Here is a 23,027-nt window from a genome sequence, read left to right on the forward strand (position 1 = left end):
GCGCGGGCCTGAAAACCACCCGCCGTCGCAAACCTGATAAGCGCCATCAGGGAGACAGGCGCTACTGCATGCTGACGCGAAGCGCCGCCGCCGTCGCAAAAGGGCTTAACGTTGCGCTGCCCGCCAGCAGCGCGCCCAGAATCGCCATATACCCCTCAACGGGCAGATGCATAGCCGCCGCATCCATCGCGGCGGCGGCAAAAATGAGTAACGGAATCGTCAGCGGCAGAACCAGTACGCTTAACAGCACGCCGCCGCGCTTAAGCCCGACGGTGAGCCCCACGCCCGGCGCGCCGAGGAATCCCAGCGTTGGCGTCCCTAACAGCAGGGTCAGCGCCATAATTTTCCAGCCATAGACGTCCATGCCCAGCAGCAGCGCCGCCAGCGGCGACAGGATCAGCAGGGGCAGACCGGTCACCGTCCAGTGAGCCATCACCTTAGCCAGCACCACTGCCGGCAACGGCAAAGGCAGCAGCATCAGCTGTTCGAGGCTGCCGTCCTGAAAGTCGTCGCGAAACAAGCGCTCCAGCGCCAGCAGCGAGGAGAGCAGCGCAGCGACCCAAATAATGCCGGGCGTCAGCCGCGCCAGAAGCTGCGGATCCGGACCAATAGCCAGCGGGAACAGGGTGATGACCATCAGAAAAAACCACAGCGGATTGGCGATTTCCGCGCGATGGCGAAACGCGACCCGCAGTTCAAGACAAAAAATCCGCCACATCACCGTTCCGTCCCCTCGCCGCTCAGCGCAATGCGCCGTATCCTGCCGGACGCCGCGGTAATGGGTTGATGGGTGGTGAAGATAACGATGCCGCCTTGTTCCGTGTGCTGCGCCATGCGCTGAATCAGGCGCTCGACGCCTGCCGTGTCGACAGCTGTAAAAGGTTCGTCGAGGATCCACAGCCGGGCGCGGGTCAGCCAGAGACGCGACAGCGCCACGCGCTGCTGCTGACCGGCGGAGAGCTGGTTAACGGGAGTATCGTCGTAGCCGGCAAGCCCCGCCTGTTCCAGGGCCTCCCGGCATTGAGCGATATCGTCGTGTTGATAAAGAAAGCGTAGATTTTCCAGGGCAGTCAGACGGGCTTTGATTCCCGGCTTATGGCCAATCCACAGCAGGTTTTGCTGGTAGCCGTCGCGTACGCGATGCAGGGGTTGGCCTTGCCAGTAGATTTCACCGGCATCCGCGCGAGCCAGTCCGGCGAGCAGGCGCAGGAGGGTCGTTTTCCCCGCACCGTTGCCTCCGGCGATCTGCACCCAATCGCCCGGCGAAACGCTGAATGAAAAATCCTTCATCAGCGTCCGACCATCGCATTCGCGGTACAGTTTAATGGCCCTCAGCCAACTCCGGGAACGTTCGCTCATCGTCATACCGTTATTGCCCAGGCTGATATGGCGTATAGACACCGGTCAGGCTATGCAGAAAAGCGACAATATCATCGATATCTTTTTGTGCTAATTCAGTACCGACCTGATAGCGCAGCATAAGTTTTACCGCGCCATCAAGCGTCGGAACATCGCCGCGATGGAAATAGGGGGCGGTGAGAGCCACATTACGCAGACCCGGCACTTTTTGGCGTAATTTATCACGAACTTGTTTAGTCACATTCATTCGGCCAATATCAGCAGCCGTTATTTCGCCAAAATCAAAATCACGCTTCAGCCCCAGAGGTTCAAAAGAGCGGCCGCCGAGAATAATACCGCCGTGACAGGTGGCACATTTATTATCCTTAAATAGCTGATAGCCATGTTTTTGTTGGGCGGTCAGAGCGCCTTCATCACCGCGCAGCCAATTATCAAATGGCGCATCGGGGGTAATTAATGTTTTTTCAAATTCAGCGATAGCATCAGTAATGCGTTCACCGCTAAAACCTTGCGGGTAAACGGCTAAAAAATCCTTTTTCAATACAGGATCTTTATCCAGTTTATTAATAATATCTCCCCAGGATTTTGATGCCATCTCAATGGGGTTTAACGGCGGGCCACCGGCCTGTTCCTGCAGCGTTGACGCCCGACCGTCCCAGAATTGATCAATATTAAAGACAGCGTTAAATACCGTTGGCGCATTAATTGGCCCAATAGCCCCCCCTACGCCAATGGACGTTTTTCTGCCATCTACCCCGCCCGCGTTTAAGGCGTGACAGTGTGCGCAAGATATTGTGCTGTCGCCCGATATTCGCGCGTCATGATAAAGACGAAAACCCAGCGCAACCTTCTGCTCATCGACGGGCAGTTTTTTTGGGATCGGCTGGAGAGGTTCATTACGATGCTCCGCGGCGGTATCCGCGCTGGCGTAGTAGCGCTCCCGCTGGTGCTTTATCCAGTTGAGTATCTCAATACGTTCGCTGTCGCTCACACTGCCGGCCCAGTGCAGCGCGACGTAACGCGTGGGCGGCATCGTTTGATGCTGCATAACCCACTCAATCTTGTTTAATTCACTTTGTGAAACGGGTTTATCGTCAATCAGGGAGGTACGCACGGATTGCAGGCTAAAGGATTTGTATCCCAGCCGCACATCATAATCCATCAACTGTTTGGCTACGGGAAAAGAGGCGTAAAAGGGCAACGCCGCCGCTGGCGTATGGCAGTAGTCGCAACCTTTTTCACTAAAAAAAGAGAGAACTTTATTATTTTCGTCAACCGCCGAGAGTTGCTGCTCGTTTTTTTTAATACGCTGATTGTCGTAATACCAGATATAGCCTGACAACCCTAAATAACATAACAAGCCTGCGGTAATGACAGAGGCCGTAATGGTCGCAATTTTCTTCATAAGATCATTCCTTTGAGGCATTGCAGCTGAGATAATGACGTCTTATACTTATAATTTCACGTAACATAATAGCGGTGAAAGCACTGCGTATATTGATTAACGTCAAAACCCACGACAGGCAGGACCTATAGATATAATAAGCCAGCCCTATCATCTAAATATTATCCCGCACCTCACTCCGGGGATAAAAACTCACCCACACATATTTCCTTTTATCTTATAAAGGTTCATAAGCGGATGTGAGGGATCGCATTAACGAGATCCATCACCTGAAAAAATGAGATATGAATTCTATTTCATGCAATCAATTCACATTTGAAAAATGCTGTCGTGACAAAAATAAAGAGCGGAAAAATACTTCCGCTCGCGTTTAAAAAGCGAAGCGGCTTATCCTCTTAATGTTGGACGCCTGCCGAACAATAATGCGATCAGCGCAACCACAACCGGCACCAGTGACCCCCACAGCACGGCATTCCAGCCGAAGAGATTCATCAATGCGCCGGAGGAAAACGAGCCAATCATCATGACCCCGAAGACAATAAAATCGTTCAGCGATTGCACCTGGGTTTTCTCTTCCGGGCGGTGGAAATCCATAATCTGCGCCGACGCGCCGGTAAAGCCGAAGTTCCAGCCAATGCCGAGCAGAATAAGCGACAGCCAGTAGTGCATAATGTCGATACCGGCGAGGCCAACCATCACCGACAGCACCAGTAGAATCAACCCTGCAGCGTTAATACGCCGGGCGCCGAAGCGATTAATCAACTTGCCGGTAAAAAATCCTGGGCCATACATGGCGATCACGTGCCACTGAATGCCCAGATTCGATGCCTGCTGCGAGATACCGTGCATGTGCATGGAAAGCGGCGCGGCGGTCATCAAAAAATTCATCACCATATAGGAGATTGCGCCGCTGAATACCGTCCGGGAAAACCCCGGCTGGCGTACGATTTCGCCCAGCGGACGCCCGCCAGATTGGGTCTGCGCCACCGGCGCGGCGGTTTTTACCCCCAGTAAAACCAGCGCCGATAGCGCCGCCACCAGTCCCTGAGCGATAAAGGTCATTGCGAAGGTGTGTGGTGGCCACAGATTCATGGTGCCGGTCACCAGCATCGGGCCGATAACCCCCGCCGCCACGCCGCCCCCCATAACCAGGGAGAGCGCCCGGGCGCGCCGCTCGCCGCTGACGCCATCAGTGGCGGCAAAGCGGAAAGAAACCGCCACCGCCGCATAGGCGCCGCCGAAAAAGGCCGCGATACAGAATAGCCAGAACGAACCGAGCACCACCGCCAGCGCCGCCAGCATTCCCGTCAACACACCGGCCCCGGTGCCGGTCATAAAGACCGTCTTGCGTCCGCGCCGTCTGGCCAGTTCGCCAAACGGCAGTATGCAGGCCGCCATACCCAGCACAAAAATGGTGACAGGCAGCGTTGCCAGCGTCGGTACGGGCGCGATGGCGTTGCCAACAATCGCCCCTGTGGCGTAAAACACCACCGAGTTTGCTCCCGCCAGCGCCTGTGCCGTCGCCAGGCGAATAATATTCTGGTTTTGCTGCCCGACGGGCAGCGTTATCTCAGCGCTCATGGACTCTTTTATCCTGAATTCGTTTTCGTTATGCCAATACCCTGACTGACATAATGAACGTAATCAGACATTCCGACCAGCCATCACGCCGCCATCAATATCCCAAACCGCACCGGTCACCCAGCGGGTGCTCTCGCTGAGGAGAAAAGTGACGGTCTGCGCGATATCATCAGGCGTGCCGACGCGGCCAACGGGATGGAAGCCGTCAAAGCTATTCATCACAGCCTTCACATCCTCTTCAGGAATAAAGTTTTCATAGATTGGCGTATGCACCACCGCCGGAGATACCGCATTGACCCGAATACCGCTACCGCCCAGCTCAATCGCCAGGTTTTTCGTCAGCGCATGCAGCCCCGCCTTCGCCATGGAGTATGCCGAGGACGGCGTCGCGCCGATGGCCTGCTGCGCCCACATCGACCCGATATTCACAATCGAGCCTTTGATGCCGTTGACCAGCATATTGCGCACCACCTCACGGGTGATAAAAAACGTCGCGCGGTTGAGATTCATATACCGATCGTAATCGGCCATTTCATGTTCGATAAACGGCTTCGGGAAGAAGACGCCGGCAGCGTTGACCAGCAGGCTGATATCCTGATGCTCTGCATTGATGTTCGCCATGACCTGCTGCATACCGGCCTCGCTCATCAGGTCGGCCACGAGAATATCCACCTTACCGTATGTCGCCAGCGCCTGACGCGCCTGTTCGGCCTTTTCCCGACGATTGCCCACCAACACCACGCTGCCGCCATTCTCCACCACCCGTTTGGCCGTCGCCAGCCCCATACCGCTGGTCCCGCCAATCACGAGCAGTTTTTTTCCCATAAACGTCGTATTCATCATTCACCTCTTCACGGTTGCTTGTATGGCCTCAGCATGCCTGCCCTGAACCGCGCTGACGAATGAGAAGAAATAGTCCTGCAGCAAAGAAAATCTATCTTGATGGCCTATACTGAGGCGAAATTTGACTGAGGGATATCCAGCATGCGATCGCTTAACCGACTGAAATGGCTTCACGCTTTTGAAGCCACCGCCCGCCACGGCAGCTTTACCGGCGCGGCGCGCGAGCTGGGGGTGACCCCCGCCGCCGTCGGGCAGCTGGTCAGGGCGCTGGAAGAGTGGGTCGGCCATCCGCTGCTGCACCGCACCCGTGCCGGTAAAGCGCGTCTGACCCTGGTGAGCGAGGCCCAGGAAGCGCTGCAGGATATTACTCAGGGACTGGATAGGCTGGAGAGCGGGCTGAATAAGCTTCGCGGCCGCCGGGCGCGTTCGGTGGTGGTGATCACCGCCTCGCAGGTGCTGATGATGAACTGGCTGATGGAGCGCTTAAATCGCTTCTCCGCCGCCCATGAAAATATCGACCTGCGCCTCAACGTTACGGAAAAGCTGATGGATGTGGCCCACGGCGAAGCGGATTTAGGTATTCGCTGCGGCCGCGGTGACTGGCCCGGGGTCGATAAAACCTGGCTGATGGATGAAGAGGCGTTGCTGGTGTGCAGCCCACTTATCGTCCCGGCAGACAAAACCACCTGCGGCGAGTGGCTGGCGGCGCAAAAGCTGATTCATGATGATACGCCGCATCCCGGTGCCAGCTTTCCCTCATGGGAGGATGTGCTGGCCGCGGCTCAGGCCCCGACGGCGCGCGATAGCGGGATGCATATCGACTCAACGTCGGCGGTTATCCTTGCCGCCCTCAGCGGGCGCGGCGTCGCCCTCGTCCGCCGGGCGTTGGTAAGGCAGCACCTCGCCACGGGGCAACTCGTCCAGCTACAGGCCACCCGCCGCTGGCCGCTAACCTGGTCCTACTACATCGTGACGCCGCAGCATGCGATCATGCGTCCGGAAGTGAAGGTGTTTTATGACTGGCTGCTTCACGATGTACTGGCGGAAAACCCGATGCGCTGATTATCTTCCGCCAGATCCGCATAGAAAACCTTTATTGCTTTATGGTTTTACCTGGTCATGAATGCGCCACTTCTGCTTAAGCACATTTTTATCCTGGCTATCCAGCCACTGGTTTACTTTCTCCAGCAGCTGCGGGTTATCTTTATTCATCATATAGACTTTAAAGCTCGCGGTTCCCGGGAACGGCGTCTCGTTAGCCACGCAGAATACGCCCGGTTCATTGCTCTGGTAATAGACGCCTTCGATCAGGTCGGTCACCATCATATCCGCCGTTTTCTGCCGCAGCGCTTCAAGGTTATCGATATTGTTTTTCACCCGGATAATTTGCGCATGCTTGATATGTTCATCAACAAAGCTTTGGTTGGTTCCCCCCGGATTCACCACCACCTTCACGTTCGGCTGGTCGATTTTTTCCAGGCTACCGAGGGCCGGCGCTGCCGCGCAGTTAGCCAGCGCAATTTTGCCGTTCGGCACCACCGGCTGGCTTAACGCGAAATCTTTCGCCCGCGCCGCGGTTTCCGTCACCCCGCCCATGGCGATATCAAACTTGTCGGCCTTCAGATCGGCGGAGAGAGTTGGCCAGCTGGTCGGCACGAAGCGCACCTTCAGGCCAAGGCGCTTGCCGAGATCTTTCGCCATATCCACATCGTAGCCCAGCAGCTCTCCGGCTTTATTGTGAAACGCCAGCGGCGCGTAGTCTCCCGGCACGCCGACTTTAAGTTCGCCGCTTTGTTGGATGCTGTTCATGTCGCGCGCCTGAGCGCCAAAGGCGATGGCGGCAATGATGAAAGCAATACCTGACTTCAACTTCATCTTTTTATCCTTGTCCAAATGTGAACCGTTTCTGATTACACCGCGCTGCGCGGCGGATGCTGTTTATTCGCCATAAAATCTTTAATCATGGTCGCCGTCAATACCGGCGGCGAAAAAGCGGACAGCGTCCCTTCAGCGACGCGCCCGGCGAGCAGCTCGCAAAAGCGTTCAACCTGATTAACCGGACAAACGGCAATATCCTGGGCAGAGTAACGCCACCAGCGTAGCGCCAGCAGTTGCTCGATAATCGCCTCGCTAAAGCGCATGCGGATGACCTTCGCCGGATGACCACCGACGATGGCGTACGGCGCGACGTCTTTGACCACCAGCGCGTTGGCGGCAATCACTGCCCCATCGCCAATCGTGATGCCCTGCGCCAGGGTGACATTCTGACCAATCCACACATCGTTGCCGATGGTTATTGGCCGGGGCGTTTTCTCAAAAGGGTAAAACTGGTTGGGCCTGCCGCTGTCGGCTGCCAGCGTCGCCATCACGCCAGAGTGATGAGCATAAAAAACCGGGCTGGCGCTGGCCCACTCCAACGGATGCCGGTCGCCCAGCACCTGTAGCCGATCGGCAATCGAGGTGTAGCGCCCTACCCTGATGAGCGCTGGCAGCAGGGTTCGCGTATAGCTAAAAGCACCCAGTGAGGCCAGCCGTTCACCGCAGCGCCCCCAGTAGGTGGTATAGGCCTCGGTGGCCAGGTTTTCCGGTACATCGATCGGCAGGTCATCACGGTAAAAGGCGTGGGCGCAGACCAGTTTCTGCCCGCCGACAAAAACGCGCTGCGCCTGCAAAAGAGGCTTAAGCTCACCAAAGGCGATTTTCATTTTCGATTTTCCCGCACATAAGTACTCCCGGTCAGCCGCTTAATCTCTCGATCATTGATAGCGTACCGATCCGCTCACTGTGCGAAAAATCGTTATGACATCTCTTTTTTGTGAGCCGCAGCGCGAAAGCGACGGTCAGTTATACTCCAGCGCAAACGTCACCATGCTATTGGCGGTACCGGCGGTTACCGCGTCATCCGTCTGTATGTACTGGGCGTTGAAGTTGATATTTTCCGCCGCGCCGGCGCTGCTGGCGGTAATTCGCTTGAGCACAGGTAAGTTGCTGGCTTCGTTGATTTTGACGCCGGTTCCGACTGCTGGCGCCGGGGCGCTGTTATTGCCGTAGGTCAGCCTGACGCCCACCCCGCTCGCGGAGGCATTGTCTTTGCTGAGCGCCAGGGTATCCGTCCCCCCGGTTTGCGTCGTCACGCCAAAAAAACCAATACGGATATCGGTCGGCGTGGAACAGAAGACCGGAATGGAGAAGCTCCTGGCGCTGCCGCCGACGGTGTTTTTGCCTTTAAACTCCGCTTTATTTACCGCGCCGAGGCTGACGTGAATATTCGCGGTTGAGACCTGACAACTGCCGCTGCTGCCGATATCGACGTTCAGCGCGGCCATATCGAGAGTGACCGGCGGGCTGGCGACAAAAGCGGCGCTGCTATCGGCCTGCTGCTGAATAGTCAGTTCACCAATCTGCGGCTGCGCCGGAACGTTAGCGTGGTTACCGCTGGCCAGAGCGACCTCGCCGGTCTTATAAAACGTCACGAAGACTTTCACCACAATCTGCTGCTGCGTCAGCAGGTTAGCTATTTCATTGCTGTCGCAAACCGTCACGGACTCCGCGCTACCGGCCGCATGGCTGCCATCAATCACGCGAATGGCGCCGCCGCTGCACTGAAAGCCCAACGTGTAGCCCATGCCGTCCAGCGCGGAGGGAAAAACGTGCTGGCCGCCGATCGACAGGGGCGATGAGGCGGTTTTAAGCTGCCGATACACCAGACGTTTAGCCGCCGCTTTCGGCAGTTGAAGATCGCAGGTGAAATGAATCCCGCTGCCGTTATCCGCCATCACGCTGGTCATCTGCGTATTCAGCGGCAGCGTAGGCAGATACTTAATATTCTGGACGTTAACGGTCATCTGACCGATATCCCCTTTACAGGTTTCCGCCCACCCGCCGTGGCTATAAATCCCGGCCATCAGTAGCAATAAAAACGATACTATGCGCAAAATCACCTCAGTGCTGACCTACTGGCAAACGCCAGAGACGGTTTTTACCGGACTCTGTCCCTGCTGTACGGTATCGGTAAGATGGAAATGCAGCGCGCATTTCCGCGAGATATTGTCGGCGTTCCAGGCAACATCAAGCGTCCCTTCTTGCGGGATACCGCTCAGATAGACCTGCCCGCCATCAGCCACCATGCCGCCCGGAACCGCGCCTTGCTCGTCTTCAGCCTTACGCAGGCGAACGCTGGCGCCAAACGGCAGCGGACCGCGGCTATCGCTGAGCGTAAACAGTACTCGGTTGCCGATATGGGTCTGATAGTTTGCCTGCACCACCGCCCCGCCGCCGGGGATCACCGTCTGTCCTTCAAGTTCAACATCGGCATCGTCGGCCAGCGATTCGGTATCGAGCGTAATGGTGTTTTTGCGATACGCCGTCAGCGAGGGCACCACCGCATAACCCCGCCAGTCGGTATGCACGTTGCTGCCGTTTTGAATCGCCACATCGGCGGCTCCCGGCGCGCGTACGATGGCAAAGCTATCGCCGACGGTCTGCCCCAGCGTCACGCCATGAGGATGGGCGACGATGGAGCCCGCAGCGCCCCAGGTCAGCTGATGGCTTCCGCTATCCTGGCGATAGCCGAGCTGCGCGGTTCCGTAGCCGCCATGGTAATCCAGCGATGCGCTGCTGTTACTGCCCTGTCCGCCGTTAGCGTAGCCCTGCTGAAGGGAATAATAGAGATGGGGATTACGCGGAATCGAACCGTACAGCGACGCCTGCTGCGAGGTGCGTCCGTTATTGTCGGAAGTGGTGCTATAGCTAATCGCGCTCTCGGCAAGCGGGCCGCCAAGCGGAATGCTCAGGTTGAAGGACCATGAGCGATCGGCTTTTTGGCGATCGGAAGACTGGGTGTAGTAATAACCCACGCCCCACGAAACGCCTCGCCAGGCGCTGTAAAATCCGAGATGGATTGTTTCATCGCGGCTTTGGCGGTGCCAGTACTCCTGTGACCAGGCGGAAATCGCCAGGCTACTCATACCGCCAAACGCCTGCGATACGGAGATTTCCTCCCGGCTGCGCTTGTTGTCCACAAGGCCATTGCGGCTTTCAAGCGCGTTGGCCTCGCTAAAGTCGTAATAACCGCCAGAGGAGTAGCGATAGCTGGCGAGGCTAAATGAGGTGCCGGTTCCGGCAAAATCCTTCTGGTACTGCACGCGCAGCGAGTGGCCCGCCGAGCGCTTTCCCGAAGGCGTTTTGGTATTCGCCCATGTTGCATCGCCCCCAAGCGAGCCCAGCTCGCCAAAACCACGTCCGACGCCGAGCGCCCAGGACTGGTAATCCTGCGCCAGCTGGCTACCGCCGTAGAGCGTGAACTCGGCCGGCAGCCCATAAAATAGCGTCCCCTGCAAAAATGTCGGCGATGGCGTCTGGCTCTGCCCCGAATGGTAGCGCCCGGCGCTCAGGCTAAATTTCACTCGTCCTTCGCGCAGCATAAACGGTACGGCTGAAAAGGGCTGGGTAAAGGTCCGCACCGAACCGTCGCTCTCTTTAACCTGGACTTCGAGGTCGCCGCTTTGCGCCGTCGGATAGAGATCGTTAATGGCGAACGCTCCCGGCGAGACAAACGTTTCATAGATAACGTAGCCATGCTGGGAGATGGTGACTTTCGCATTGCTGTGCGCCATACCGCGGATCGTCGGGGCAAAGCCGCGCTGGCTATCCGGCAGCATTTCATCATCCGACATCAGCTGAACGCCGCGAAACTGCACGCTGTCGAAAACGTCGCCGCTCGTAAAAGTATCGCCCATCCGCAGCAGGCTTTTGAGTGACTTCAGGTCGCGCTGCAGCCAGGTGCTCTGTGAATTCCAGCGCCGGGTCCGGTCATACTCCATCGACGAGACGTTACGCAGTCGCCAGGCGCCAAAGTTCACTCCGCTGCGTAAATTCAGGTAGCTGGAGCGGCTGTTGTCATCCGACTGCCGGGTTTGCGACCCGGTCAGGTTATAGTTAACAAATGCCGCCGGAATCCCCTCATCCCAGCGCGCCGGATCGACGTACCCGCGGCTTTGCACGTTCATTGCCGCCTGGGGAATGCTTAAGTTCAGGCGCTGAGTGGCGAAGTCAAAACGGCTGCTGGCATCAGGAATATAACGCTCGATGCGGGTGAACGGCTCTCCCTCATGCAGGGTATTAAACGCCGGGAAAGCGCTGACGTTGACGCCATATTCCGCCAGCTGCGCCGGGGTTAACTGCGGCTGCAGCGCGCCGTTGCTGTCGACAAATGTCACCTCGCTCTGGGCTATTTCCTGGTTATTTACCCAGATGCTGACTGGATATGTCCCGGGCTGCTGGCCGCCTGTTTTAGCAAAATAGTGTAAATCAGCGGTCTTTTGCTGCGGATTGGCAAATTCTAATGCCGCCGGATCAAAGTAGTCCTCCGCCCGCGCGATACCGCTTTGGCATAGTAAAATAAGCGCCGTCGGCAATAATAAAATCCCACCGGTTGGCGCAGCGATCGCCGAATAAACGGAAGTCATACCCGAGGTTGTATTTTTCACAATATCCTGACCAGGCCAAACAAAAATTACTGTTGCGCGTAATCCGTAATACCACCGAAGTCATTAATGGCGCGCCATTTGACTGCCCCGGAATGAGTAATTGGCCACTCTTTATGGTCAAGGGGGCCAATCATGCCGGGTTCGGGAATTTCTGTCGCGCCAACCGAAATAACAAAAAAGGAGACAAAATAGGGCGTCGGATTTTGGGCAACCAGTCTGGAACCTTCAATTTTAAACGTCAGCTTGCGCCATGCATCGGCAGGCTCCCCCGGGAGACCATTCGGACGATAGAAAATCTTAAATTTTGATTTAATATTAACCTGAAGCTTATTCGCTTCATCTTTTTTCGTGGGCGCAATGCTTTTTACGTTGAGCCAAAAAACGGATTCGCGATCGGTGGGCAGCGTTCCACCAATATAGTTAATACGCAATACGTTCTGCTGTTCGGGATCGAGACGGAAAAGCGGCGGCGTCACAATAAAAGGCACGCGGCTTTTATTGTTTTCCGCATAGTTTTCCACCCACGATTGCACCAGATAAGGTGAATGAGTATCAGCGTTGGTGACCGATATTGCGGCTTCACGCTTCCCTTCCTGATAAATAACACGGGTTCCTCCCATGACAATACCGGCCTGTGCCGCAGTTGATAGCAATAAAAAGGCTATCGCGGCGATCGTTCGTTTCATAATGACTACCGTCCGGGAATAATAAAAGCGGGTATCGCTACCTGAAGCTGATAAAAAGTCTGCAGAAATGATGCATCCGTATTTCAGCCAGGCAGCGGCCCAGCATGGGAAGCCATAAATAACCGCAGCTTTACCCGCTTTTAGGGTATTAGTTGTAAATCATATTGAAGTTGGCCGTACCGTTGGCAGAACCGGCGGAAACCGCACTGGTTGAGACATAGTCGGCAAAGAATTCCAGATCGGCGGTACCTGTTGCCGCCCCGCTCGCGCCAGCGGTAACGCTGTGGCCACGTGATACGGCGCCGAGATCAACCGGTGTTGACTTATCGTCTTCGTAAAGCTTTATCGCCACCCCGCTTGCGGTACCGTTAATCGCCAGCAGATCGCTATTGTTGGTATCACGGGTACCGTCAAACAGTACCGAGACGGTGGTAACGGTGGAAGGACAATCTTTTACTTTGATATGGAAGGCGGTTTTCGTCGTTTCAGAACCTGCTCCGGTAAAATAGCTGCTCGCCCATTTTCCCAGATCGACGCTTTGGTTCGCACTGGTGCTATCGACATTACAAGAGGAGTCAGTAATGGAGCCGGTAAATTCTACCTGACCGCCCGTGCCCTGCGTTCCCGCACTAAAGCCGGGGTTAACGGTCATTACTGAACTGGCCGATTGTGAAGGACTGGATAATGCGCTAGCGGAAACCAGAGCACCGACAAACATTGCCATAATACGAAATTGCGTTTTCATTATTCATCTCATCTCTAACTTATATTTTCGACAGATTGAGCGCGATGGCTTAAGCCTCGGGCTAATCTGCGTACAGATCCTCCATGTTAATAATATTCGCGTTCCGTCCGCAAGATAGCAGGCAGCAAAAAACTGAGCTGCTTATTCGAATCTTTTATTAAAAAAGAAAGTTACTTCGGCGTAATTGATCAACCATTCATTAAGGGAACAAATAAATACTATCCTTACCCATTACAATTCGCAATATTTTGTTATGTTAATGAAATGCTGTTTTATTTTACATATAAGAATAATATTCAAAACATTGCGCCGTTTGTTAATTAACGCAACCAAAAATCACGAGACAACAACATTAAAAATCAACATCAGACAGTGTAATTTAACAATTACCCTAGAATTTACCGCGATTTTTCGGCAATCATTCTGTGAGCGGACCGTGAATTTACACAATATTAGGATAAATCCTAGGTTGGTTTCTATCTTATTTTCGTAACCAAAAAAACAATAATCACCTGAGTAATTATATATAGAGAATATCAATGCCAAGGGTATTTCATGTGAAAGCAAGGGAGGCAAAACAAATAACAACACTTTCTTTATGGAATAATAAACCCGCAATCTATGCTGAAGATTGCGGGTTTTACTAAAATAAATAGCTGACGTTACCGATCAGAACAGACCCAGAGGCGCCGTACCGTAGCTCACCAGCAGGTTTTTCGTCTGCTGATAGGCGTTAAGCGCCATCTTATGGGTTTCGCGCCCTACGCCGGACTGTTTGTAACCGCCAAACGCGGCGTGCGCAGGGTAAATATGATAGCAGTTGGTCCACACCCGGCCGGCCTTAATGCCGCGCCCCATGCGATAGGCCAGATTGGTATCACGCGTCCACACCCCGGCCCCAAGGCCAAACTGGGTCTGGTTAGCAATAGACAGCGCCTCGGCTTCATCTTTAAAGGTGGTGACACCGATAACCGGGCCAAAGATCTCCTCCTGGAAGCTGCGCATATCGTTGCGGCCCTGAATCAGCGTCGGCTGAATATAGAAACCGTTATCCAGTTCGGCAGAGATGCTGGCGCGTTCGCCGCCGGTCAGGATCTTACCGCCTTCATCGCGGGCGATCTTAATATAGGAAAGGATCTTATCGAACTGCTGACGCGACGCCTGAGCGCCAATCATCGTGTCGGTATCAAAGGGGTCGCCGCGGCGAATTTGCGCTACCTTGTCCATGACCCGCGCCATAAAGGGCTCGTAGATAGACTCCTGAATCAGCGCGCGGGACGGGCAGGTGCAGACCTCGCCCTGGTTAAAGAAGCCCAGAACCAGGCCCTCTACCGCCTTTTCGATATACTCTTCTTCGCCTTCCATCACGTCGGCAAAATAGATATTCGGCGACTTACCGCCCAGCTCAACTGTACAGGGGATAATATTTTCCGCCGCGCAGGCCATAATATGCCGGCCAACCGGCGTGGAGCCGGTGAAGGCGATTTTGGCGATGCGTTTACTGGTTGCCAGCGCTTCGCCCGCCTCTTTGCCAAAACCCTGCACCACGTTAAGCACGCCCGCCGGGAACAGATCGCCAATAATCTCCAGCAGCAGCGTAATGCTGAGCGGCGTCTGCTCCGCCGGTTTAAGTACCACGCAGTTGCCCGCCGCCAGCGCCGGAGCCAGCTTCCAGGCGGCCATCAGCAGCGGGAAATTCCACGGAATAATTTGCCCGACCACGCCGAGAGGCTCATGGAAATGGTAAGCCACCGTCGTTTCATCAATCTCCGCCGTGCTTCCCTCCTGCGCGCGAAGGCAGCCGGCGAAATAGCGGAAGTGATCGACCGCCAGCGGCAGATCGGCGTTAAGGGTTTCGCGGATTGGCTTACCGTTATCCCAGCTTTCCGCCACCGCCAGATATTCCAGATTGGCTTCAATACGGTCGGCAACCTGCAGCAGCAGATTCGCGCGGTGCTGAGCCGACGTTTTGCCCCAGGCGTCGGCAGCCCGGTGCGCCGCATCAAGGGCGAAGTCGATATCTTTGGCATCAGAACGCGGAAACTGCCCGATGTTGCTACCGTCGACCGGGGAGGTATTCATAAAGAATTCACCGCCGATCGGTTCGACAAATTTACCGTCAATAAAGTTACCGTAGGCTGACTTCAGTGCTACCAAAGCGCCCGGCGTGCCAGGATGTGCATAACGCATCGCGAATCTCCTTCATGTAGGGTTGAAGCGCAGCGGCGTATTAGTTTTGTACGGCTGCTCGCTGCGCCTCTCCCCTATTGCAGGGGTTATGCCATTTTTCCTTATTTTAAATAATTATTTATTTTCAATTACTTAATAGATTCACTTTTCGTTCTGTCGCATGGAATGTCTCTTATGTGTCGCAAATCGCAACACTACAAAAACCTTATAGCTACAATATTGCAACACAAATAAAACCATGAGGTGTCCCGTGCCAGGAAATCCGTTTGCCCTGACGCCAGAGATCGAAGCGAGTCCGCTGCTGAGCGACTCCTGGTGCCGCAGCCAGCGCTATGGCCTCGACCCCGCCACGGATGACTTCCCTCGCCTGCACGCCAGCGAACTGGCCGAGAGGCTCGCCAACCATAGCCGCCTGCAAACGCTGGCCCAGCCGGTCGTCAATGCGCTTTCCCGCAAAGTCAACGACCTGCAATCCGTCGTGGTTCTCTCCGACGCCAGCGGTCTGGTTTTGCAAACCTTTGGCGATACGCACGCCATGCAGAAAGCGCAGCGCTTCGCTTTAGCGCCGGGCAATCTGTGGAGCGAAAGCGGACGCGGAACCAACGCCATTGGCACCGCGCTGGCGATTGACGACAGCTGCGAAATCGATGGCCGCCAGCATTTCCTGGCCAGCAACCGGGGACTTTATTGCGCCGCCGTGCCGCTGCAAAGTCCCGAGGGCAATATAGCCGGGGTGCTGGATATCTCCGGCCCGGCTCACTATCCGCACGCGCGAACGCTGGCGTGGGTGAAAGGCGCCGCGAAGCAGATAGAGTATCTGTGGTTTAAGCAGAGTCTGCATCCACAGCAGTGGCTGATGAGCCTTCACCCTCAGCCGGAGAAACTCGACGGCGTCGATGAACTGCTGCTGGTGTTTACGGACGCAGTTCTGACGGCCGCCAACCGGCTGGCGATGCGCGAATTCTCGCTCAACGCAGAACAGTTCGGCCATCTCACTTTTCAGCAGCTTTTTCCACGGTTGCGGCAAACCGCCGTCAGCATACCGCTGCCGCTCGCCGCCGGGGATCGTCACTACTATTTCCGTCTGCGCGCGCCCGCTACCGCAAGCGTCGCGGTGACCCCACGCCCAGGTATCGATCTGCCCTTCTCCAGCCAGCGCGAAGGGGAGAAGCTGCTGCGCCTGCTTAACGCCGGGATCGGTCTGTGTATCGAAGGCGAAACCGGCTGCGGCAAAGAGTACGTCAGCCGCACCCTGCACCGGCACAGCCGCTGGAGCGGCGGCAAGTTCGTCGCCATCAACTGCGCCGCCATTCCGGAGTCGCTGATTGAATCCGAGCTGTTTGGCTACCAACCCGGGGCGTTTACCGGCGCAAACAAAAACGGCTATATCGGCAAGATTCGCGAGGCCGACGGCGGCGTGCTGTTTCTTGACGAGATCGGCGATATGCCGTTAACGCTGCAGACCCGGCTGCTGAGGATCTTACAGGAGAAAGAGGTCACGCCCCTTGGCGCCAGCCGGAGCTCGCCGGTTAACTTCGCGGTGATTTGCGCCACCCACCGCAACCTGGCGCAGCGCGTCGCCGAAGGTACCTTCCGCGAAGACCTGCTCTACCGCCTGCGCGAGTTTGCTCTGACGCTGCCGCCGCTGCGCGAGTGGCCTGAACGCCCGGCGTTTATCCAGCGATTGTGGCGCGAGCTCGGCGGAGAAAAACGTCGCGTCGCGCTGGCCCCGGAGGTTGTGCAACACCTGGCGACTCAACCCTGGCCAGGCAACGTCCGCCAGCTGCAAAGCCTAATGAGGGTACTGCTGGCGCTCGCCGAAGAGGGTGAAACGCTGACGGTGGATGATTTGCCCCAGGAATACCGAAGTTCTCCCGTCCCCCGCCCGCCGCGCGGGCTTCAGCAGCACGATGCGCAGCTGATTGCCGATACGCTGGCAAGCTATAACGGCAATATCAGTAAAGCCGCGCAGGCTTTAGGCGTCGCGCGCAGCACGCTGTATCGCCGCGCCGCCCGTCGCGGGAGCCATAGCGCATAGCCTTCTGATTCGCTCAGGGCGTGAAGCGCGGTGGCCATATTACCGGCATTAGCGTTACCAGGTTTCAGCCGCGCCATTTTGTCACTGCAGCATTCATTGCTGGCGTTAGACGCTTTTTTATTTTAGACTTTACTAAATTTAGAAAAGACTAAAATAAATGAATACACCCGAACAGCTACAGGCCAGCGCCGGCGAAGCCGCCGCGCTGCTGAAAGCCATGAGCCATCCCAGCAGGCTATTGATTCTGTGCATGCTATGCGATGCGCCGGGCACCAGCGCCGGCGAACTGGCGCGCATCACCGGACTGAGCCCCTCCGCTACCTCCCAGCATCTGGCGCGGATGCGCGATGAAGGCCTGATCGGCTGCGAACGCCAGGCGCAGCGCATTCACTACTTCATTACCCGGCCAGCGGTTCAGCACATCGTCGCCGCGCTGAAGTCAATCTATTGCCCTTAAGGAGCGTTTATGACTATTGCCACTCTTTCTCCCGCCGAAGCCCGGGACCTCATCGGCCGCGGCGCGCGGCTGATCGATATCCGCGATGCCGATGAATACGCCCGCGAGCATATTCCCGGAGCGGAACTCATGCCGCTGGCAACCCTGACAAATGGCTCGGCGCTGCGCGCCAACCCTGAAGAAACGATCGTTTTTCACTGTCAGGCGGGATCGCGCACCCAGAATAATGCCTCCCGTCTGGCGCAGGCCGCCGCACCGGCGCAGGCAAAACTACTGGCTGGCGGAATTCAGGCGTGGAAAGCGGCGGGTCTGCCGGTGAAAGAGGATAAATCTCAGCCGCTACCGCTGATGCGCCAGGTCCAGATCGCCGCCGGGGTTCTGATCTTGCTTGGCGTCGCTTTAGGTTACGCTTTTAATAGCGGCTTTTTTCTGCTTAGCGCCTTCGTCGGCGCCGGATTAACCTTCGCCGGGATCACCGGTTTTTGCGGTATGGCGCGTCTTTTGGCTTTGATGCCCTGGAACCGTCGCTAGCCTCTACCTCTTTTGGTCAGTTGTTGGTAACGCTTTTGCTGAGCTATGGTTATTGTCAGCGAAAGATTTATCAGCACACAGGAGAAGCAGTATGTTTTCAGTCGGTGACCTGGTACAACCGCGCGCGGGTGGGCCAAAACTTAAAGTCGTTGAAGTCGAGGACGATCGCATTATTGCCGTTCAGGCAAGCAACGAGCAGGGCGAGAAATATACGCTGAAGGCTGCCGATGTGACGGCATATAAAGAAGACGGCGATTTTGGCGTGTGCTGATCAAGCCGGGTAACAATAACGGTGGGTCTCCCCACCGTTTTAACGATTAGATTAGGAAACTATCAAGGGATTTTCCCTCAGCCATCGCTTTCGCAAGCGGCTTCGGCATACGTCCCTGTCCGGTCCAGGTTTTCTCGGCGCCGGTATGATCGGTAAAACGATATTTAGGCGGACGCGGCTGGCGCTTTTTATTCCCTTTCGAGGAAGCGCTATTGTGGCCCACTAATTGTTCAGGGGTAATACCATCAGCAATCATTAACTCCAGCCAGGTATTTAGTTTTTCCTGATGTTCTGCCCGCTGTGCCTGAGCAGCCTGCTCTTCAGCACGTTTTTCTTCAGTGACGGTCCTTAGCTTTGCCAGCATATCTTCAAGCACGTCAATGGAGAATTCACGGGACATGGCGCGGAGTGAACGTATATTATTCAGCTTCTCTAATAGTAATGACATATAATTCAAAAATTCCCAAATAGCAAATGAAACAAAGATTACGACGCTAGTTTAATTGATACAATTATTTATTTCCAGCCTTTCACTAATTGCGGATATACCATCAGCTATATTTGACAATAAATAAGATAAACAAATCGATAAAAGCGAAATTTCCCACAGTGAATAAACCCGGTCAAAAAGAGAAATATCAACCAGCCAATGTCTTTAGCTTATTACCTGCATGCTCAGCAAGTTATCCGTATACCCCGGCCAGGCCATCACAAGGCGGCACTGTCGTTGGCGGAATAGTCATGCAAAAAATCTGAATGCTCACCCAGCAATTAAATCAGCATATCATGCTGACAATTTGCTTTTAGAAGAGTAAAAAATGCCAAAAGTGATGCACTGCCCACCGCGACGCGATTCTGTCGCGCAATCGTCCTCTTCCGCCCTGCCTCCCGCCGATCCCCACGGCGCAATAATAAACTATCTCTTTGAAAAAATATAAAAAAAATAAACACCAGGAACAAAAGTAGCGTAACGAACAAAAAACAGCCTGAAGCAGAGTATTTTATCGACCAAAAGCCTTTAAATAAAAATTTATAGCTAGTTGCCTCTTTTAATGCGGAGATATAATCTACGCACATCAAAACAGATACCCAAAAACTCTGATTAACGGCCAGTCTTTTGGCATTATCGACTTCATTTTCGAGGAGCACACCGATGTTCTCTGCGCAGTCCCGCTTGCGTCATGCGGTAGCAGACACCTTTGCGATGGTGGTTTACTGCACCGTTGTGAACATGATGATCGAAATTTTTCTCTCCGGAATGACCTTCCAGCAGTCGTTATCTTCGCGACTGGTGGCGATTCCGGTGAACATTATTATTGCCGTGCCTTACGGCTTTTATCGCGATTTCGCGATGCGCCAGGCGCGCCGCATCAGCGCGTCCGGCTGGATGAAGAATATTGCCGATGTAGTGGCCTATGTGACGTTCCAGTCGCCGGTATACGTGGCGATTCTGCTGGTTGTTGGCGCCGACTGGCATCAGATCGCCGCGGCGGTAAGTTCCAATATCGTTGTATCAATGATGATGGGCGCAGCGTACGGTTATTTCCTCGACTACTGCCGTCGCCTGTTCCGCGTCAGCCCCCTACCAGCAGGCCAAAGCCTGAGTTGATACAAAAAAGCGACTGGTTCCGCCAGCCGCTTTTTGTCAGCTATACTGCGTTTCGCCAAACAGGCCACTCAGAAAACGCTCAAGCGCCATTCGCGAACTGAACCCGTGTGGAATACCATAATGCTGTTGAGCATCACCCGCTAAATAGAGCGGGAACTGCTCATAATGATCGCAGGTTTTGATATCCGACGCGGGCTCCGCAAGCGTTGTGCTGCGCTCTTTTAAAGCCGGATGAATAATTAACGCGGTACGCCCCATACGAGCTTCACGGTTCACATAAACATAATTATCGCCACGGCGATAGCCGTACGCTTTTTGCGTCACAACATCCATGGTGAAGCCGGCTTTTTCAAGAACACGCGCCACCTCATCGGGTCTTAAATACATACTCATTCCTCATTATCTTTTACCGCACGTTAACCTTACCTTATTCATTAAAGTCAACGCTTTCGGAATATTCCATAAAGGGCTATTTACAGCATAATTCAAAATCTTGTCCTACACTTATAGTCTCAATGGAATTAAGGGAGAAACCAATGGCCAACCGAGCAAACCGCAACAACGTAGAAGAGAGCGCTGAAGATATCCATAACGATGTCAGCCAATTAGCGGATACGCTGGAAGAGGTGCTGAAATCGTGGGGCAGCGACGCCAAAGATGAAGCGGAGGCCGCGCGCAAAAAAGCGCAGGCGCTGCTCAAAGAGACCCGCGCCCGGCTTAACGGCAACAACCGCGTCCAGCAGGCGGCATGCGACGCCATGGGCTGCGCTGACAGCTACGTGCGCGACAAACCGTGGCAAAGCGTCGGCGCCGCAGCAGCCGTTGGGGTATTTATTGGCGTATTACTGAATCTACGTCGATAATAAAGTTGCCAGACCCATGAAGATAACAAATACGCGTCTACCCCTGCACTGCAGGGGTTTTTGTTATCTCTTCGCGTAAAGCGCGGCATCCAGCATACGCACAGCCTGATTCGCCACTTCTGCCGACGTCAGGTTGGTGAAGCTCATTATCAGCCCCCCTTCTCCTCGACTCTCCATTCGCCAGTCGCTTAGCGCCTGGACGGCCAGACCGGCCTGCCTGGCGAGCTGCGCCAGTAGGCGATCGTCACCGGCCACCCTGACCACCATCTGGATCCCGCCCGCTTGAGGCACCACGGTAAAGCCCTGCGCGCGCAGCGCCGACTCAAGCCACAGGCGGCGCTGCGCATAGCCGGCACGCATTTTCTTCAGATGGCGCCAAAAGTGGCCTTGGCGAATAAAATCCGCCAGCGTCTGCTGCCACAGCGTCGGTGCGCTACAGCTCATTAGCGCGGCCTGTTCACGAAACTGCGCCACCAGTTGCGCAGGCACCACCAGCCAGGCGGCGCGTAATGCCGGAAACAAAGACTTACTGAACGTCCCGGCATAGATAACCCGCTGCGGGGCGTCGAGGCTTTTCAGCGGCGGTAGCGGCTTACCGTGATAGCGGAATTCGCTATCGTAATCATCTTCGACAATCCACGCGTTATTCTGCGCCGCCCATAACAGGAGCTGTCTGCGCCTGGACAGCGAGAGCGCCACGCCAAGCGGGCTCTGATGAGCCGGGGTCAGCAGTGCGAAATGGGCATTCGGGTAATGCCGCTGCGCCCAGGCAATATCCATCCCGTCTCCGTCGACCGGAACGGGGCTGATCGCCACCCCCTCGTCGTTCACGACCGGCCGGATCAGCGGAAACCCCGGATCTTCCATCCACATTTGCTGGCCAGGCCGCGCCAGCGTGCGCAAAATAAGGCGCATCGAGGCCGCGTAGCTACCGGTGATCAAGACCTGCTCAGGCCGACACTCAATGCTGCGCGACAGGCGCAAATAATCGACGATCGCCCGGCGAAGCGTCAGTTCACCGCAGGGATCGCCTGGCGCAAGGTCAAAACGCGTTTGCGTACGCAGACGACGCCCCATTACGCGCGCCCACAGGCCGCGTGGAAACAGATCCAGCGCGGGCAACCCCAGCTGAAACGGCAGCGCCGCCGCGGGCTCATCGCCCGCGACAGTCTGAACGAGCGCGTTTTGCTGCGGAATAAGCCGCTCGCTGACAAAGGTCCCCGCCTGTCCGCGCCGCTCCAGCCACCCCTGCGCGACCAGATCCCCCCAGGCGTTCTCAATGGTCGCCCGCGACACGCCAAGCTCCTGAGCATATACCCGACTCGCAGGCAGTCTGCTGCCGGGAGCCAGCTCGCCGCCCTCAATCGCCTGCTTAAGCTGTCGGGCAATGCGCTGGTAGTGCGGAATTTTTTTACCGTCCATCATGGTCTGCTTTTTTCATCACAATATGGCTATCTTATGCAGTCCATTATAGTGCTATTTTCCTCGCGTCTTAATGAGGAGAGTAAAATGAACACACTACGTCAGCCGTACAATGAACTGAGCCCGGAAGTTTATAACGCCCTGGTTCAGGCCAAAATTGCGCTGGAAAAAAGCGAGCTGGATGGCGCGCTGATAGAGCTGGTGTATTTGCGGGTGTCGCAAATCAACGGCTGCGCCTTCTGCCTGGAGATGCACAGCAAAGCCCTGCGTAAATCCGGCGTGGCGCAGAATAAGCTGGACGCGCTGGCAGGCTGGCGGGTGAGCGCCCATTTCAGCGATGCCGAACGCGCGGCGCTGGGGTGGGCGGAATCGGTCACCTATATCGCCGAAAGCCATGCGGAAGACGATGTTTATCTGCCGCTGCTGGACCATTTTAGCGCCCGCCAGATTAGCGATCTAACCTTCGCCATCAGCCTGATGAACGCCTTTAACCGCCTGGCGGTGAGCATGCGCCTGTAATTTCACGTCACAAAGTCCCG

23 protein-coding genes and 1 pseudogene are annotated in these 23,027 nt (G+C 55.5%); 8 read left to right on the plus strand and 16 right to left on the minus strand.

Annotated elements, in window-relative coordinates:
• Window positions 1–61: 61 nt before the first annotated feature.
• The 5 genes from ccmB to KCG39_RS12300 all read right to left on the minus strand — a co-directional run bounded on the left by ccmB (window position 62) and on the right by KCG39_RS12300 (window position 5,185).
• Window positions 62–718 (minus strand): heme exporter protein CcmB, encoded by a 657-nt coding sequence (gene ccmB / locus KCG39_RS12280; RefSeq protein WP_087828905.1) that lies wholly within the window; start codon window positions 716–718, stop codon window positions 62–64.
• Window positions 718–1,359: a cytochrome c biogenesis heme-transporting ATPase CcmA gene (gene ccmA, locus KCG39_RS12285; protein WP_032741933.1), complete on the minus strand. Its 642-nt coding sequence runs from the start codon at window positions 1,357–1,359 to the stop codon at window positions 718–720. Before ccmA ends, ccmB begins: the two co-directional genes overlap by 1 nt.
• 10 nt (window positions 1,360–1,369) lie before the next feature.
• Window positions 1,370–2,764: a cytochrome-c peroxidase gene (locus tag KCG39_RS12290; RefSeq protein WP_087828904.1), complete on the minus strand. Its 1,395-nt coding sequence runs from the start codon at window positions 2,762–2,764 to the stop codon at window positions 1,370–1,372.
• A gap of 387 nt (window positions 2,765–3,151) precedes the next feature.
• Window positions 3,152–4,345 carry an MFS transporter gene (locus KCG39_RS12295; protein ID WP_087828903.1) on the minus strand — a complete coding sequence of 398 codons (1,194 nt, stop codon included), beginning with the start codon at window positions 4,343–4,345 and terminating at the stop codon, window positions 3,152–3,154.
• Between the two features lie 63 nt (window positions 4,346–4,408).
• Window positions 4,409–5,185 (minus strand): SDR family NAD(P)-dependent oxidoreductase, encoded by a 777-nt coding sequence (locus tag KCG39_RS12300; protein ID WP_004123898.1) that lies wholly within the window; start codon window positions 5,183–5,185, stop codon window positions 4,409–4,411.
• A 144-nt stretch (window positions 5,186–5,329) separates the two neighbouring features.
• Between KCG39_RS12300 and KCG39_RS12305 the strand changes: the two genes are divergently transcribed.
• Window positions 5,330–6,250: a LysR substrate-binding domain-containing protein gene (locus tag KCG39_RS12305; RefSeq protein WP_112167336.1), complete on the plus strand. Its 921-nt coding sequence runs from the start codon at window positions 5,330–5,332 to the stop codon at window positions 6,248–6,250.
• 39 nt (window positions 6,251–6,289) lie between these two features.
• Here the strand turns inward: KCG39_RS12305 and KCG39_RS12310 are convergent, their stop codons facing one another.
• The 7 genes from KCG39_RS12310 to exaC all read right to left on the minus strand — a co-directional run bounded on the left by KCG39_RS12310 (window position 6,290) and on the right by exaC (window position 15,297).
• Entirely contained in the window at window positions 6,290–7,063 is a 774-nt protein-coding gene (locus KCG39_RS12310) for a transporter substrate-binding domain-containing protein (protein WP_049114726.1), read from the minus strand.
• 35 nt (window positions 7,064–7,098) lie between these two features.
• Window positions 7,099–7,893: a CatB-related O-acetyltransferase gene (locus KCG39_RS12315; protein ID WP_112167337.1), complete on the minus strand. Its 795-nt coding sequence runs from the start codon at window positions 7,891–7,893 to the stop codon at window positions 7,099–7,101.
• Between the two features lie 135 nt (window positions 7,894–8,028).
• On the minus strand, window positions 8,029–9,093 hold the full coding sequence (locus KCG39_RS12320; protein WP_049114728.1) for a fimbrial protein: 1,065 nt from the start codon (window positions 9,091–9,093) through the stop codon (window positions 8,029–8,031).
• Between the two features lie 48 nt (window positions 9,094–9,141).
• Window positions 9,142–11,676, minus strand: a complete 2,535-nt coding sequence (locus tag KCG39_RS12325) for a fimbria/pilus outer membrane usher protein (protein ID WP_004123911.1) — start codon at window positions 11,674–11,676, stop codon at window positions 9,142–9,144.
• Window positions 11,677–11,702: 26 nt separating this feature from the next.
• Window positions 11,703–12,362, minus strand: a complete 660-nt coding sequence (locus KCG39_RS12330; protein ID WP_004123915.1) for a fimbrial biogenesis chaperone — start codon at window positions 12,360–12,362, stop codon at window positions 11,703–11,705.
• A gap of 148 nt (window positions 12,363–12,510) precedes the next feature.
• Window positions 12,511–13,107: a fimbrial protein gene (locus KCG39_RS12335; protein ID WP_004123918.1), complete on the minus strand. Its 597-nt coding sequence runs from the start codon at window positions 13,105–13,107 to the stop codon at window positions 12,511–12,513.
• A gap of 669 nt (window positions 13,108–13,776) precedes the next feature.
• Complete coding sequence (gene exaC / locus KCG39_RS12340) at window positions 13,777–15,297, minus strand: acetaldehyde dehydrogenase ExaC (RefSeq protein WP_004123921.1); 1,521 nt, start codon at window positions 15,295–15,297, stop codon at window positions 13,777–13,779.
• 250 nt (window positions 15,298–15,547) lie between these two features.
• On the opposite strand from exaC, the gene KCG39_RS12345 reads away from it, so the two are divergent.
• The 4 genes from KCG39_RS12345 (at window position 15,548) to KCG39_RS12360 (ending at window position 18,594) form a co-directional block, all read left to right on the plus strand.
• A complete protein-coding gene (locus tag KCG39_RS12345; RefSeq protein ID WP_004123925.1) occupies window positions 15,548–17,335 on the plus strand; it encodes a sigma-54-dependent Fis family transcriptional regulator in 1,788 nt (595 codons plus the stop codon).
• 157 nt (window positions 17,336–17,492) lie between these two features.
• Window positions 17,493–17,792, plus strand: coding sequence for an ArsR/SmtB family transcription factor (locus KCG39_RS12350; RefSeq protein WP_049114729.1), 300 nt, complete (start codon window positions 17,493–17,495; stop codon window positions 17,790–17,792).
• Window positions 17,793–17,801: 9 nt separating this feature from the next.
• Entirely contained in the window at window positions 17,802–18,323 is a 522-nt protein-coding gene (locus KCG39_RS12355) for a rhodanese family protein (protein ID WP_049114730.1), read from the plus strand.
• A 91-nt stretch (window positions 18,324–18,414) separates the two neighbouring features.
• Entirely contained in the window at window positions 18,415–18,594 is a 180-nt protein-coding gene (locus KCG39_RS12360) for a YodC family protein (RefSeq protein WP_004123934.1), read from the plus strand.
• 46 nt (window positions 18,595–18,640) lie between these two features.
• Here the strand turns inward: KCG39_RS12360 and stpA are convergent, their stop codons facing one another.
• Together stpA and KCG39_RS12370 are read right to left on the minus strand one after the other, a co-directional pair.
• Window positions 18,641–19,042, minus strand: coding sequence for a DNA-binding protein StpA (gene stpA, locus KCG39_RS12365; protein ID WP_004123936.1), 402 nt, complete (start codon window positions 19,040–19,042; stop codon window positions 18,641–18,643).
• Between the two features lie 323 nt (window positions 19,043–19,365).
• Window positions 19,366–19,743 carry a hypothetical protein gene (locus KCG39_RS12370; RefSeq protein ID WP_211811618.1) on the minus strand — a complete coding sequence of 126 codons (378 nt, stop codon included), beginning with the start codon at window positions 19,741–19,743 and terminating at the stop codon, window positions 19,366–19,368.
• Between the two features lie 4 nt (window positions 19,744–19,747).
• On the opposite strand from KCG39_RS12370, the pseudogene alaE reads away from it, so the two are divergent.
• Window positions 19,748–20,198: pseudogene (gene alaE / locus KCG39_RS12375) on the plus strand (L-alanine exporter AlaE).
• A 41-nt stretch (window positions 20,199–20,239) separates the two neighbouring features.
• On the opposite strand, the gene KCG39_RS12380 reads toward alaE, so the two are convergent.
• On the minus strand, window positions 20,240–20,590 hold the full coding sequence (locus tag KCG39_RS12380; protein WP_004123942.1) for a DUF2002 family protein: 351 nt from the start codon (window positions 20,588–20,590) through the stop codon (window positions 20,240–20,242).
• Between the two features lie 149 nt (window positions 20,591–20,739).
• Here KCG39_RS12380 and KCG39_RS12385 point away from each other — a divergent pair, with 149 nt between their 5' ends.
• Window positions 20,740–21,066: a DUF883 family protein gene (locus KCG39_RS12385; RefSeq protein ID WP_004123945.1), complete on the plus strand. Its 327-nt coding sequence runs from the start codon at window positions 20,740–20,742 to the stop codon at window positions 21,064–21,066.
• A 63-nt stretch (window positions 21,067–21,129) separates the two neighbouring features.
• Here the strand turns inward: KCG39_RS12385 and pdxR are convergent, their stop codons facing one another.
• Window positions 21,130–22,488 (minus strand): MocR-like pyridoxine biosynthesis transcription factor PdxR, encoded by a 1,359-nt coding sequence (gene pdxR, locus KCG39_RS12390; protein WP_185910512.1) that lies wholly within the window; start codon window positions 22,486–22,488, stop codon window positions 21,130–21,132.
• A gap of 87 nt (window positions 22,489–22,575) precedes the next feature.
• On the opposite strand from pdxR, the gene KCG39_RS12395 reads away from it, so the two are divergent.
• Window positions 22,576–23,007: a carboxymuconolactone decarboxylase family protein gene (locus tag KCG39_RS12395; RefSeq protein ID WP_004123949.1), complete on the plus strand. Its 432-nt coding sequence runs from the start codon at window positions 22,576–22,578 to the stop codon at window positions 23,005–23,007.
• Window positions 23,008–23,027 lie beyond the last annotated feature (20 nt).

This window comes from Klebsiella pasteurii (assembly GCF_018139045.1).
Taxonomy (GTDB): Bacteria; Pseudomonadota; Gammaproteobacteria; order Enterobacterales; family Enterobacteriaceae; genus Klebsiella; species Klebsiella grimontii.